The 13,178-nt window shown below is 74.5% G+C and carries 14 protein-coding genes; 9 read left to right on the top strand and 5 right to left on the bottom strand.

Annotated features, from left to right (window positions below):
* A partial coding sequence (locus ACSNOH_RS27980; RefSeq protein ID WP_436724218.1) for a TetR/AcrR family transcriptional regulator occupies positions 1–662 on the top strand: 662 nt, incomplete at its 5' end.
* Positions 663–707: 45 nt separating this feature from the next.
* Here the strand turns inward: ACSNOH_RS27980 and ACSNOH_RS27975 are convergent.
* Positions 708–1,745, bottom strand: coding sequence for a questin oxidase family protein (locus ACSNOH_RS27975; protein ID WP_436724217.1), 1,038 nt, complete (start codon positions 1,743–1,745; stop codon positions 708–710).
* Positions 1,746–1,936: 191 nt separating this feature from the next.
* On the bottom strand, positions 1,937–2,173 hold the full coding sequence (locus ACSNOH_RS27970; RefSeq protein WP_436724216.1) for a hypothetical protein: 237 nt from the start codon (positions 2,171–2,173) through the stop codon (positions 1,937–1,939).
* A gap of 172 nt (positions 2,174–2,345) precedes the next feature.
* On the opposite strand from ACSNOH_RS27970, the gene ACSNOH_RS27965 reads away from it, so the two are divergent.
* The 7 genes from ACSNOH_RS27965 (at position 2,346) to ACSNOH_RS27935 (ending at position 8,894) form a co-directional block, all read left to right on the top strand.
* The gene (locus tag ACSNOH_RS27965; protein ID WP_436724215.1) at positions 2,346–2,579 is read left to right on the top strand and encodes a hypothetical protein; all 234 of its coding nucleotides are present in this window, start codon (positions 2,346–2,348) and stop codon (positions 2,577–2,579) included.
* 257 nt (positions 2,580–2,836) lie between these two features.
* Positions 2,837–3,640 carry a DUF5995 family protein gene (locus ACSNOH_RS27960; protein ID WP_436724214.1) on the top strand — a complete coding sequence of 268 codons (804 nt, stop codon included), beginning with the start codon at positions 2,837–2,839 and terminating at the stop codon, positions 3,638–3,640.
* Between the two features lie 1,182 nt (positions 3,641–4,822).
* Positions 4,823–5,188 (top strand): hypothetical protein, encoded by a 366-nt coding sequence (locus ACSNOH_RS27955; RefSeq protein WP_436724213.1) that lies wholly within the window; start codon positions 4,823–4,825, stop codon positions 5,186–5,188.
* Entirely contained in the window at positions 5,179–6,624 is a 1,446-nt protein-coding gene (locus ACSNOH_RS27950; protein ID WP_436724212.1) for a condensation domain-containing protein, read from the top strand. Before ACSNOH_RS27955 ends, ACSNOH_RS27950 begins: the two co-directional genes overlap by 10 nt.
* Positions 6,615–8,006 (top strand): hypothetical protein, encoded by a 1,392-nt coding sequence (locus ACSNOH_RS27945; RefSeq protein WP_436724211.1) that lies wholly within the window; start codon positions 6,615–6,617, stop codon positions 8,004–8,006. The genes ACSNOH_RS27950 and ACSNOH_RS27945 overlap by 10 nt, the downstream gene beginning before the upstream one ends.
* Entirely contained in the window at positions 8,003–8,470 is a 468-nt protein-coding gene (locus ACSNOH_RS27940; protein WP_436724210.1) for a hypothetical protein, read from the top strand. Before ACSNOH_RS27945 ends, ACSNOH_RS27940 begins: the two co-directional genes overlap by 4 nt.
* A 91-nt stretch (positions 8,471–8,561) precedes the next feature.
* A complete protein-coding gene (locus ACSNOH_RS27935) occupies positions 8,562–8,894 on the top strand; it encodes a hypothetical protein (protein ID WP_436724209.1) in 333 nt (110 codons plus the stop codon).
* A gap of 37 nt (positions 8,895–8,931) precedes the next feature.
* Here ACSNOH_RS27935 and ACSNOH_RS27930 read toward each other — a convergent pair whose 3' ends face one another.
* Both ACSNOH_RS27930 and ACSNOH_RS27925 read right to left on the bottom strand, forming a co-directional pair.
* The gene (locus tag ACSNOH_RS27930) at positions 8,932–9,348 is read right to left on the bottom strand and encodes a VOC family protein (RefSeq protein WP_436724208.1); all 417 of its coding nucleotides are present in this window, start codon (positions 9,346–9,348) and stop codon (positions 8,932–8,934) included.
* Positions 9,349–9,431: 83 nt separating this feature from the next.
* Positions 9,432–9,878, bottom strand: coding sequence for a helix-turn-helix transcriptional regulator (locus ACSNOH_RS27925; RefSeq protein ID WP_436724207.1), 447 nt, complete (start codon positions 9,876–9,878; stop codon positions 9,432–9,434).
* A 218-nt stretch (positions 9,879–10,096) separates the two neighbouring features.
* On the opposite strand from ACSNOH_RS27925, the gene ACSNOH_RS27920 reads away from it, so the two are divergent.
* On the top strand, positions 10,097–11,536 hold the full coding sequence (locus tag ACSNOH_RS27920; RefSeq protein WP_436724206.1) for a Gfo/Idh/MocA family protein: 1,440 nt from the start codon (positions 10,097–10,099) through the stop codon (positions 11,534–11,536).
* Positions 11,537–11,606: 70 nt separating this feature from the next.
* On the opposite strand, the gene ACSNOH_RS27915 is transcribed toward ACSNOH_RS27920, so the two are convergent.
* On the bottom strand, positions 11,607–13,091 hold the full coding sequence (locus tag ACSNOH_RS27915) for an amino acid permease (RefSeq protein ID WP_436724205.1): 1,485 nt from the start codon (positions 13,089–13,091) through the stop codon (positions 11,607–11,609).
* Positions 13,092–13,178 lie beyond the last annotated feature (87 nt).

Genomic DNA, 13,178 nt, shown 5'->3' with positions numbered 1-13,178 from the left:
GCCCCGGCCCCGGCGGCCCCGACGGCACACCGGGCGGCGCCCGGGACGAGCGCCCGGGCCTCGCCCTCCTCCACCAGGCCGGCGAGTCCCCGCAGCTGCGGGCCGACGCGGCGCGCAACCGCACGCGCCTGCTGGAAGCCGCATCGCAGCTGACCGCCCGGTGCGGAGCCGCGAACCTGACCATGGAGGCGGTGGCTGCCGCCGCCGGGGTCGGCAAGGGCACCGTCTTCCGGCGCTTCGGCGACCGCACCGGTCTCCTGCTGGCCCTGCTCGACCACCGCGAGCAGCAGCTCCAGGCGGCCTTCATGTCGGGGCCGCCGCCCCTGGGCCCCGGCGCCCCGGCGGCGCGGCGCCTGCACGCGTTCGGGCCCGCCGTCATCCGCCACGAACGCGATCACCACGACCTGATCCTGGCCACCCGGACCGACCCGCTGCGCGCCTACAGCGTCCCGGCCCGCCACCTCCGCCTCGCCCACCTCGCCATGCTGCTGCGCGGCGCGGGCGTCGGCGGCGACGCCGAGCTCCTCGCGCACACGCTGCTGGGCTACCTCGACACCACCCTCGTCCACCACCTGTCCGTCGAGCGGGGCATGCCCCTCGACCGCCTCGAAGCGACCTGGCACGACCTGGTCACGCGGCTGGGAGCGGGCCCGGCCGAGTGACCCCCGGAGCGTCCCGCGCCGAGCGCCGGGCGACCCGCCCCGGCCTCAGCGCAGGGGCTCGCTGAGCTCGATCGCGCGCAGCGCGGCGGCGTGTGCCTGCTCGTCGGCGACGTCGAGCGCCGTGTCGGCGAGTTTGATGACGTGTTCGTCGCCGTGCGCCACCGCGCGCTCGATCAGGTCCCCGGCGGCGAGATGGCCCGGAGGGACGTACGGGACGGCTCCGGCCGCGGCGTACATCCCCGTCACCGCCGCCGACGCCGTCCAGGCCGCCCGCAGGCTCGGCACCCACAGGGGGCGCGGGAGGGCGGGAAGGGTGCGCAGGACGGCGCTGGGAGCGGTGGCCGCGTGGACCAGCATGGTCGCCTCGCCGTGGCCGTGGGTGGCATAGCGGTGGGTGGCGGCGCGCACGAGTTCGGCAAGCCGGCCCCGGGCAGTGTCCGGGCCGGTCACGTCAGCGGCCCAGGCGGGCAGCCGTTCGACGCGGGCCAGGCGCGCGGGGAAGCCGCCCTCCAGGGGCCGGACCGGCGGTACGGCGTCCAGGCCCGCGGCGGCGTCCGGGGCGCCGGGCAGCCAGGTGATGCCGGCGAGCGGCCGGTGCCGGGCGGCCCAGTAGCCCAGTCCGTGGGCGAGTTCGGTCAGCCGGGGCTCGCTCGTGTCGTCCCGGAGGAGGGCGCGCACGGCGTGGCCGACGCGGATCACGGGGTGCGTGGACCCTCCGTACATCCCCGGCAGCAGGCGCGGCCACCACGTCGCGAGGACGCTCCGCCAGCCGTGTGCGGCGAGCGTGCGGCGGAAGTACGCGATCCAGTCGGCGGCCCGGCGCGGGTCGCCCAGGGCGCCGGCCCAGTCGGCGTCGGTGACGGGCGCGACGCCGGCGGGGAACTCCTCCAGCCGCTCCTGGTAGAGGTCGAGCCAGCGGTGCACCGTGTCCGGGCACCCGCGGGCGACGAGCGCCTCGGCCACCATGGGGGCGTGGTTGGTGAGGCGTCCGAGCCGCTCCGGGCCGCAGACGTGGAGCCGCTGGAGCGCTTCGTCGAGCACGCCGCTCGTGTCCGTGGTGTCCGTGGTGTCCGCAGTGTCCATACGGGTCAGGCTAGGGGCCGACACCGGCCGCCGTATCGGCCCGGGGGACCAAGTCCCGCCGGGCGGGGGCCTAGGGCCGCCGCCGCATGATTCACCGGCGGACCTCGGCCGTCCGGGCCCGCGCGGCCGGGGGCTGTGCCGTGCGGCACGTCCCGTACGGAGCGCGCCGGTTCCCGGGCGCCCGTGCCGCGTCAGACGTGGTCCACGATCCCCACCTTGCCCTCGGAGCGGGCGCAGTGGGCGCCGCAGTACCAGTGGCCGTCCGCTTCGACGCCCTGGCCGATGATCTTGACCTGGCAGTGCTCGCAGACGGGGGCCATCTTGTGGATGGCGCAGGTGAAGGAGTCGAAGACGTGCCGCGCGCCGTCCTGGGTCTCGACGGAGAACGCCAGGTCGTAGTCGTTACCGCAAACCTCGCAACTTGCCATGCGCCGCATGCTCCGCAAGGGCGGTGACCGGGGCAAGGCTATGGCGGGCGGGTCGGCCGGGCTGTACCCGACCGGCGTACCGCACCCTCGTGCCCGTAATGCGTTTCATGTGTTTTCCCGGGGCTGATGATCCAGTCCGTGTCGGTTCGTCCCCGGCGTCGTTCTGCAGGACATGAAGAACCGCATCGTGACGCGCATGGCCGTGGGCTCCGCACTCCTGGTGTGCGGGGCCGTCTCCGCATCCGGCACCGCCCAGGCCGCCGGCGGGGGCGGGCTCAGCCCGCGGCCGCTGATGAACCGGCTCGCCCACCTCACGGACGTCGAGGCCACGCCCGTGGGCGACACCGTCTCCTTCGTCAACGAGAAGCTCCCCAAGGAGGCCTCCAGCCGCATTTCCCTGCGATGATCCCCGACGCGCCGACGACCGCGGTGCCGGAGCCCCCGGCACCGCGCCGGCCACGTTCGTAACGGAATCGCCGCACCACCGGGAGGCCTGCCCGCGTGTTCGCCACCTCATCCCTTCGAGCCGCCGTCGCGACGTTCGCCGCGGCGGCTTTGCTGTTCACCGCGGGCCCCGTACAGGCACAAGCGCAGACACAAGCGCAGGCACAAGCGCATACTCAGGCACCGGTCCCGGTCTGCCCGGCGCCGGTACGGGCCTGCGTGGCGGAGCTGGAGCGGACGCTCGCCGCGCTGCGCGACCGGCTGGGCTGCGACCACCACGCGCCCTTCGCCGCCCTCTACGCCCAGTTGCAGGCCACCCTGGGCGACACGCTGCTGAGCAGCCCCGGCCTCTTCTCCGAGCCCGGCTGGCTGGCCCGCGACCTCAACGCCGCCTTCGTCAGCCGGTATCTGCAGGCCTACACCGCCGACCGGGCCGGAGAGCAGGTGCCCGAGGCGTGGCGGATCGCCTTCGACGCCGCGCGCACGGGAGGCACCAACGCCGGGCAGGACGCCCTGCTGGCCGCCAGCGCCCACATCCAGCGCGACATGTCGTACACCCTGGCCGAATCCGGCCTCTTCCGCCCCGACGGCACCTCGCGCAAAGCCGACTTCGACCGCTTCCAGACCGTCCTGGACCGCGCCTACGAGCCCGTCGTGCGGGCCCTCGCCGCCCGGTACGACCCGCTCGTCGCCGTGGGCGACGCCCGCTGGAACCCCCTCGCGGGCATCACCGCCCACGAGCTGTTCGTCCTCTGGCGCAACACCGCCTGGGCACAGGCCCGGCGCCTCGCGGCCGCCCGGAGCGCGGCGGAGTTCCGCACCGTCTCCCGGGCCGTCGAATCCCGTGCCGCCGCCTGGGGCACGCTGCTGGCGGCCGTGCGCGTGCCGGGTTACGACGCGGTGCGCGACGCCTACTGCCGCGGCGCCGGCAGCCCGGCGGCACTCCCGGCCCGCCCCGCGTGGACGGCCCGGCCACTGCCACTGCCCGCCGGACTGCGCGCGCCCGGGCTGCGCACACCCTGACCCGGCCGCTGCCCGGTCGGCAGACCGGCAGGCCGACGGACCGGCAGCGGGGAACGGGCCTCGGGGAACAGGCGTCCGGCACCCCGCGGAACACGCCTTGCAGCCGACACTCGCACCCCAGTAACATCCGCTGCCCGTCCGGTAGTTGGTCGCAGCATCCTGGTGTCTTCCCGGCGTCGTTCCGGGGCCCGGGTACCGGCATGCCTTTTCTCGACCGAGCGCAAGGCAGGCGTGTGGAATTCACCGAAATGCGTGGCCTGGACGTGCGTCCCGGGCTGCTCACCGTGTGGCGGCCGGTGCCCGGCAGGTCCGCCGCACGCCGCTGGCAGGCGGACGAACGTCCCGCCTCGTACGCCCAGGAGGCCCATCTCCTCCACCGGTTGACGCGCCGCCGGGCGTCCGCGCCCGGGCCGTCGCCGTCCTGGCTCGCCGCCGTCTTCGACCTGCCCGGGCCGCTCGACGCCCCCGCGCTGGAGACCGCACTGCTGGCGTGGATCGACCGGCACGAGTCGCTGCGCAGCCGCTTGGTGCCGGCGGAGCCGGGGGCGGGAGTGCGGCGCGTGACGCTGGCGCCGGGCTCCGCCGGCATGCGGCGCAGCATCGCCGGCACGCACACGGACGGATCCGAACTCGCCTCTTGCGTAGAGGAGTTGTTCGACCGGGAGACGGACCCGCTGGGCTGGCCGGCGTACCTCTTCGCCACCGTCGAGCGGCCGGGGGACCGGCCGGGTCCGGTGACGCTGTACGCGGGCCTGGACCACTCGAACGTGGACGGCTACTCGATCCTGCTCGCCGCCTACGAGATCCGCGAGTTGTACGCGGCGGCGGTGCGCGGGGGCAGGGCGCGGCTGAGCGAGACGGGCAGCTACCTGGATTTCGCCGGGTGCGAGCGGGCGGGGGCCGCGCTGGTCGGCAGCGACCACGAAGCAGTCCTCCGGTGGCGGGACTTCGTGGCGGCGGGAGGCGGCGAGCTGCCCTCCTTCCCCGCCGCGGTGGGCAGGCAGCGCGGCGAGGGCCCGGGCGGGTGCGGGGCCCAGGCCGGGGGACTGGTGTGGCTGCTCGACGCGGCGGAGGCGCGGGCGTTCGAGACGGTGTGCCGGCGGAGCGGCGGGAGCCTGTTCGCGGGGGTGCTGGCCTGTCTGGCGAGTGAGGCGTGCGGCGGGACCGGCGAGGGCGCGGCCGGTGGCGGACGTGCCGCTGGCCCGGGTCGCGGAGCTGCTGGGCGTGCCGCTCCGGCCGCGGTTCATGGTGTCGTACATGGACTTCCGGCGGGTGCCCGGTGCCCGGCACTGGGGCGAGTGGAGAGCGGCGGCGCTGCGCAGCCGCCGCGTGGACGCGCACGAGGTCTATCTGTGGGTCAACCGTTCCTTCGAAGGGGTCTACTTGAGCTTCCGGTATCCGGACACGGTGCGCGGCAGGGCCGAGGTCCCGCGCTATGCGGAGCACGTCCGCCGGGCCGTGGGGCGCGTCGCCGCCTCCGGCGCCGGGGACCGGGCGGCGGTGCGGCGCCCGGCGGCGGCGCGGGAGGTGACGGCGGCATGCGGATGACGCCGATCGGGGACTACGCGCTCGCGCCCGGCGAGCTGGTGGAGTTCCGCGTCCCCTCCCCCGTCCTCGCGAAGGCGGCCGCCGCGCCGGAGCACCCGGCGCCGCCGTCGTACCTGCAGGAGAACCACATCCGGCGGCTGCTCGCCCACCGGGCGGCGGGCCGGCTGCAGTCGCCGTGGATCGGGCTCGCCTTCGACCTGCCGGGGCGGCTGGACACCGGGGCGATGGCCGCGGCGCTGGCGGCGTGGGTGCGGCGCCATCCGACGCTGCTGACGTGGTTCGCGCAGGACGGGGACCGCCTGCGGCGGCACGCCGTTCCCGCGGACGTGGTCACGGTGGACAGCGTGCCCTGCGGGACGTACGCGTCGGGCGAGGCGATCAAAGAGCGCATCCGCGCGTGCTTCGACGCCGGGACGAGCCCGCTGCAGTGGCCGCCGTTCGCGGCCGGCGCGGTGCTGCGCGGCGGAGGCGGAGGCGCCGCGGAGCAGGAGGGCGTGTCGTCGACCGTGTGGCTGGCCGTCGACCACAGCCACAGCGACGGCTATTCGCTCCTGATGGTCTTCGACGAGTTGCGCGCCCTCTACGAGGCCGAGCTCACCGGCGCGCCCGCCGGCCTTCCGGAGGCGGGCAGTTACGTCGACTACTGCGCGCTGGAGCGCGAGCGCTCCGCCCTCATAGGCGCCGACGCTCCGGGCGTGCGCCGCTGGGTGGAGTTCTTCGCCGCCGGTCCGCCGCCCGCCTTCCCGCTGGAGCTGGGTAGCGGCGCCTCCGGGCCGGGGCCGGGCGGGGACCGCCCGGGCGTCTCCCTGGAGATGGACGTGCTGGACGCGGCGGGCTCGGAGGCGTTCGCCCGGGCCTGCAAGGCGCAGGGCGCGGGCTTCCAGGCCGGGGTGCTCGCCGCGCTCGCCGTGACCGGGCGCGAGCTGGGCGGGCAGGAGCACTACCGGGGGCTGACGGTCCTGCACACGCGCGACGAGCGCCGCTGGCAGCGCACGCACGGCTGGTTCATCAACCTGGCGCCCGTGGCCTTCCCGGCCGGCGGCCGGTTCGCCGAGGTCCTCGGCGCCGCCCGGCAGGCGCTCGGGGAGGCGCGGGAGGCGGCGGGCGTCTCACCGGTGCGGGTGATGGAGCTGGTGGCGGGAGTGGCCGGCGCGATACAGGCCGATGCGACGTCCGTGCTGCCGATCGTGTCCTACGTGGACTGCCGGCACGCGCCGGGCGCCCGCGACTGGGCGGCCGCGCGGTGCACCGGCCTGGCCGGCCCGGGGCTCAGCCCGGACGTGCCGGTGTGGGTCAACCGGCTGTGGGACTGCACCTACCTCAAGACCCGCTACCCGGACACGCCCGCCGCGCGCGCGAACGTGCCCCGGTTCATGGAGCACTTCGCGGACGTCCTGCGGACCGTCGCGCGGACGGGCGACCGGCCGTGCGGCTGACCACGATCGACTCCTACGCGCCCCGGCCGGGACGGGTGGTGGAGTTCGTGCCGGTGAGCGGGGCGCGGGCGGCCGCGGCTTCGGCGCCCGCCTCCCCGGTGCCGCCGTCGTTCAACCAGCGTTTCCACCTGGCGGGTTCGGTGGGCAACTGGCTCGGCTGCGCCTTCGACCTGCCGGGCACCGGGCCGGTGGACACCGAGCGGCTCCGCGCGGTGTTCGAGGCGTGGGTGCACCGGCACGGGACGCTGCGCAGCGGGTTCCGGGCGGGCGGCGAGCGGTTCCTGGTTCCGCTGGGGGCGGTGGGGCTGCAGGCGGTGGCGGCCGGCGACTTCACGGACGGCGGGGAGCTGCGGCGGTGGCTGGCTGCCCGGCTGGAAGCGGGCTGCGGGCGGTGGGGCTGGCCGTCGTACGTGCTGTGCGCCGTGCTGCGCGAGGACGGCGGCACGGTCGTGTGCGGCTTCGACCACGCGCATGTGGACGCCCACTCGCTGGCCGTCGCGGTGCACGAGTTGCGGGAGGGGTACGCGCGCGGGTCGCTGCCGGGCGGCGACGGCTCCACGGGCGGCTCTCCCGGCAGTTTCGTGGACTACTGCGCCCTGGAGCAGGCCCGGGCCGCGGCCGCCGCACCGCCGGGGCCCGGCGACCCGCGCCTGCGGGGGTGGGCGTCGTTCTTCGCCGCCTGCGGGGGCACGACCCCCGCGTTCCCGCTGGAGCTCGGGGAAGCCGCGCCGCAGACCACGGACGTACGGCGGCTGCTCGGCGCGGCGGGCGCCGCCGCGTGGGAGGAGCGGTGCCGGGCGGGCGGGGGCAGTGCCTTCTCCGGGCTGCTCACCGCCTTCGCGCTGGCCGCCCGGCGGTCGGGGGCGGGCGACGTGCTGCGCCTGTGCGTTCCGCTGCACACGCGCGACGAGGAGCGGTGGGAGCGGGCGGTCGGGTGGTTCACGACGGTGGCGCCGGTGACGGTCGACGTCCGGGGCGTGCGGGCGGCGGCGGAAGGGGCGGGGCGCACGCGGGCGGACTTCCGCACGGCGGTGCGCATGGCGTCCCTGCCCGCAGCGCGGGTGCTCGAACGCCTGGGCGCCACCGGGGAGTTCCGGCGCACCAAGGACGACGTGTTCATGGTCTCGTACGTCGACTACCGGCGGCTGCCGGGGGCGGCGGCGTACGAGGCGTGCCGGGCGCACCACATCAGCGGGGTGACGGTGGCCGACGACGCGCAGTTCTGGCTGTCCCGTACGCACGAGGGCCTGTTCCTGCGCTCGCGCGGCCCGGGGACGGCGGCGGGACGGGCGGTGCTGCGGGCCTTCGCGGATGCGGTGGAGGCGGAAGTGGCGGGGGTGGCGGCGGCCCGGGAAGGGAGTACCCGCATAATCCCCGGATGATCCCTCTCGACGAGCAACTGACCGGCCAGTGGTGCAGCGCGCCCTTCGACGCGGGCGCGATGGAGACGAGCGAGCTCGTCCTCCTCGCCTGCGGCCGCGGCTGGAGCCGCTTCGAAAGCTTCAGCGGCGAGCTGAGCGTCGGCCGGTTCGCCTGGCGCCTGCCCTCCCCCGGCCTGCTGGAGCTGCGGTACACATGGCGCGTCAGCGGGCGCTGGGCGGAGTCCGGGGACGGCTTCGACGCCGTGCACAGCAGCCGCCCGGACGACGAACTGCTCCGCACCGGCTACCGCATCACCACGGAGCGGCCGCCGCTCTCCGGCGAGCCGGTGACCGCGCTGCGGCTCGACGTCCCGGTCGAATACGCGGAGGCCTTCGCCCTGGGCCGCAGGACGGTGACGACTGCGGACGACCCGTCGTCCACGGTGGCCCCGTACGAACCATCCGTCCGTCCCCCTCTCCGCTGACGCCGCTCATCCCACCGCCCGGACCCTCCCCCGCGCCCCCGCGGCGGCCCTACGGTAGGCGGTCGCCACCGCCGAACGAGGGGAACGTCCCGTGGACAAGGACCAGCGCGCCCGCATCGTCGCCCGGGTCACCGAGGAGCGTGAGCGCCTGCGCCCGCTGCAGCCGGAGATGACCCGCACCGTGATCGAGCTCCTGCGCCGCACCGTCGCGGAGAAGGACCCTGGCGTCGTGCCGTGGGTGAACCTGGCCACCATCAAGGCCGTCGAGGCCAGGCACGGCACGGACGGCGTCCTGGCGCTGGCCCTGTCCCTGGGGAACTGGGCCGCCGCGGTCGCGCAGGACTTCGCCCGCACGACCGGCCACACGGCGGAGCAGCTGATGGACTTCTACGAGACGCAGTTCTTCGAGGACGACGCCTCGTAGGCCGTGGGCGGAGACGCGTAGGCCGTGGTCGGAGGGGTCACCCGGCGCGGCGCTGGGCGAAGCGCAGCATGTTGCCGGCGGGGTCGCGGAAGGCGCAGTCGCGGACCCCGTACGGCTGGTCGATCGGCTCCTGCAGCACGTCCGCGCCCGAGGCCCTGATCCGCTCGAAGACGGCGTCGCAGTCGTCGGTCGAGAAGATCACTCCGCGCAGCATGCCCTTGGCGAGCAGCTCCGCCATGGCCTGCTTGTCGGCCGGCGAGGCGTTGGGGTTGGCGGCGGGCGGTTCCAGCACGATCTCCACGTCGGGCTGCGAAGGGGCGCCGACCGTCACCCAGCGCATGCCCTCGAACCCGACGTCGTTGCGCACCTCGAACCCGAGGACGTCCCGGTAGAAGGCGAGCGCCTTGTCGTGGTCGTCGACGGCGATGAAGCACTGTGAAAGCTTGATGTCCATGCCGCTCACGCTACGGGCGGGCCGCGCTGCGCGCTTCTCCGATCCTGACCGGTTCGCTTCCGACCGGCCCGGGCCTGACCCTGTCAGCTCCCGGCCGGCCCGGTCCTGGCCGGTTCCGCGCTTCCGGCCGCCGGTCCGAGGTTCCTGAGCGGCCGGGTGAAGACCTTGGCGACGCAGGCGGGGACGGCCGCGCCCTGTTCGTGCGGGCGTGCGCGGTAGGCGCTCGGACTCTCGCCGACCAGCTCGGTGAACCGCGAGCTGAACGACCCCAGTGACGTGCACCCGACCGCGAAGCAGACCTCCGTCACCGACAGGTCGCCGCGCCGGAGCAGGGCCTTGGCCCGCTCGATCCTGCGGGTCATCAGGTAGCTGTACGGGGTCTCGCCGAACGCGGCGCGGAAGCTGCGGGCGAAGTGGCCTGTCGACATGTGCGCCGCGCGGGCCAGCGCGGGCACGTCGAGGGGCTCCGCGTAGTCGCGGTCCATCGTGTCGCGCGCCCGGCGGAGCCGGACCAGGTCGGTCAGCGTCACCTGACCAGCATCGCACGGCGGCGGTGCGGCGGAGCCGGCCGCGGAGCCGCCCCGACCCGCCATGAGCTGCCCCGGTCCGCCCCGGACGAACGGCGCAATCCCGCCGCGCGAGCCCTCTTGCGTTGCGCATGTCACACGCGTCAGGGTCGCTTACCGAAGTCAGCGAGGTTCACGCACGCGCCGCAGCTCACATCAGCCCCTTGTCTCCAGGAGGACCGATGCCCGAGTCAGCCCCGCAGAGCCCCCGGCAGCCCGAGACCCCCGGCAGTGACCACGATTCCGGCGTCAGCCGCCGCTTCCTCCTGAAGTCCGCCGGCGCCGCGGGCGCGGGCGTGGGCCTCGGCGCGGCGCCGGCCCGGGCGGCAGCCCCCGCAGAGCCCCCCGCGGCGCCCGCCGGGGCGGCGGTGCCGCGGCGGCAGGGCGCGACCATGATCGGGGTGCCGTTCGAGCGGCGGAGCACCGTGCGGGTCGGGATCGTCGGGCTGGGCAACCGGGGCGCCTCGATGACGGAGCTGTTCCTCGCGGTGCCGGGCGTCCGGGTGGTGGCGCTGTGCGACACGGTGCGGGCCAAGGCGGAGAAGACCGCGGCCAAGGTGCGGGCAGCGGGGCAGCCGGCGCCGGCGCTCTACACCAAGGGCGAGGACGACTACGCGAAGCTGTGCGAGCGCTCCGACGTGGACTTCGTGTACGTGGCCACGCCCTGGGAGTGGCACTTCCCGATGGCGGAGGCCGCCCTGACCGCGGGCAAGCACGTGGGCGTGGAGTGTCCGGCCGCCATGGAGCTGGAGCAGCTGTGGCGCCTGGTGGACCTCTCGGAGCGCACGCGGCGGCACTGCATGCAGCTGGAGAACTGCTGCTACGGCAGGAACGAGATGCGCGTCCTGCGGATGGCGCACGCGGGCGTCTTCGGCGAGCTGTTGCACGGGGCGGGCGCGTACCTGCACGACCTGCGGGAGCTGATGTTCTCGCCGACGTACTACGAGGGTCCGTGGCGGCGGCGGTGGCACACCCGGCTGCGGGGCGACGTCTATCCGACGCACGGCTTCGCGCCGGTGGCGAACTACATGGACGTCAACCGCGGGGACCGCGCGGTGCGGATCTCGACCGTCGGCTCTCCCGCCGCCGGCCTGGCGGCCTACCGCGCGCAGCACATGCCGCCGGGGGACCCGAGCTGGAAGGAGACGTACGTCGGGAGCGACCTGTCGGTGAGCCTCGTGCAGACGGCGAAGGGGCGGGTGATCCGTCTGGAGCACGGTGTGTCCAACCCGCACCCGTACAGCCGCGTGAACACGCTGGGCGGCACGAAGGGCGTCTTCGAGGACTATCCGCCGCGGATCTACCTGGAGCCGGAGATGTCCGGGGACGCGTGGGGTGACTTCGGGGCGTACGCGCGGTGGGACCACTGGCTGTGGAAGGAGCACGCGAACCCGCCCGGCGGGCACGGCGGCATGGACTACATCATGATCTTCCGGCTGATGCAGTGCATGCAGCGGGGCCTGGTGCCCGACTTCGACGTGTACGACGCGGCCACGTGGAGCGCGCCCGTGCCGCTCAGCCACGCCTCGATACGGGCGAAGGGCGCGCCGCAGGAGATCCCGGACTTCACGCGGGGGCTGTGGCGCGCGGGCCGGGCGGGGGTGGACTCGGCCAAGCCGTAGGCATGCGCGAAGGCGCCCACCCCGTCTCCGGGGTGGGCGCCTCGCGTGTGTCAGCCGGTCACGTCACCGGTCAGGACCGGCCGGCCTCCGTGGCGGCGAGCTCGTTCTCGCGCTGGGCGCGGGCGACCTTGCCGCGGACGAGGTACCAGCCGCCGATCAGCATGGCCACGATGATCGGCAGGCACAGGACGGTGGTCCGGCCGGCGCCCGGCTCGGCCGCCATCAGACCCAGCACGCCGGCGAGGAAGACCAGCGTGACGATCTGGGTGTACGGGGCCCAGGGCAGCTTGTAGCCGGGGCGGGTGACCCGGCCCTCCTTCGAGCGGCGGTAGAAGAGCAGGGAGCAGACCATGATCATGCCCCAGGTGCCGATGATGCCGATGGCGGCGAAGTTCAGCACGATCTCGAAGGCGTCCGCCGGGACGACGAAGTTCAGGCCGACGCCCAGCACGCAGAAGAACGCGGTGAGCAGGATGCCGCCGTAGGGGACCTGGCCCTTGTTCATCTTGCCGGTGAACTTCGGCGCCGAGCCGGACATGGCCATCGAGCGCAGGATGCGGCCGGTGGAGTAGAGGCCGGAGTTCAGGCTGGAGAGCGCCGCGGTGAGGACGACGAGGTTCATCACGCCGGCCGCGTACGGCACGCCGATCTTGGACAGGACGGTGACGAAGGGGCTCTCGCCGGCGTGGTAGGCCGTGTAGGGCAGGAGCACCGCGAGCAGGATGACGGAGCCGACGTAGAAGAGGCCGACGCGCCACATGATCGAGTTGATCGCCTTCGGCATGATCTTCTCGGGGTTCTTGGTCTCGCCCGCCGCGACGCCGCACAGCTCGACGGAGGCGTAGGCGAAGACGACGCCCTGGATGACCATCAGCATCGGCATCACGCCGGTCGGGAAGACGCCGCCGTGGTCGAGGATGTTCGACAGGCCCGGGGTGCCGTCGCCGACCTTGTGCTGGCTGGCCAGCAGGAAGATGCCGACGACCATGAAGGTGGTGATCGCGGCGACCTTGATGATCGCGAACCAGAACTCCATCTCGCCGAAGTACTTCACGGAGATCAGGTTCACGGTGAGCACGACCGCGAGGGCGATCAGCGCGAGCACCCACTGGGGGATGTCGCTGAACATGCTCCAGTAGTGCGTGTACGTGGCGACCGCCGTGATGTCGGCGATGCCGGTGGTGGCCCAGTTCAGGAAGTAGAGCCAGCCCGCCGTGAAGGCGCCCTTCTCGCCCATGAACTCACGGGCGTAGGAGACGAAGGCGCCGGAGGAGGGGCGGTAGAGCACGAGCTCGCCCAGGGCCCGGACGACGAAGAAGGCGAAGAGGCCGCAGACGGCGTACGCGATGAAGAGGGAGGGGCCCGCGCTCGCCAGGCGGCCGCCGGCACCGAGGAAGAGTCCGGTGCCGATCGCTCCACCAATGGCGATCATGTTGACGTGGCGGGACTTGAGGTCCTTGCTGTACCCGGCATCGCCGGCGTCCACGTGCGTGGAGGCCGGTGCCGCCGCGGCGGCGGGCGGGGTTTCGGCCGCAGTGAGGGTGCGGTCACTCATGTGGTACTTCGCCTTCTTTGGAGGGGGCAGGACCGGGCACCTTCGTGCCCGTTCCCCCGCCCGGTCGCGGCCGCCCCTGTCCGGGGC

Source organism: Streptomyces sp. URMC 127 (assembly GCF_051386535.1).
GTDB lineage: Bacteria > Actinomycetota > Actinomycetes > Streptomycetales > Streptomycetaceae > Streptomyces.
Note: the sequence above shows the minus strand (reverse complement) of the source record. Positions and strands in the feature narration are given on the sequence as shown.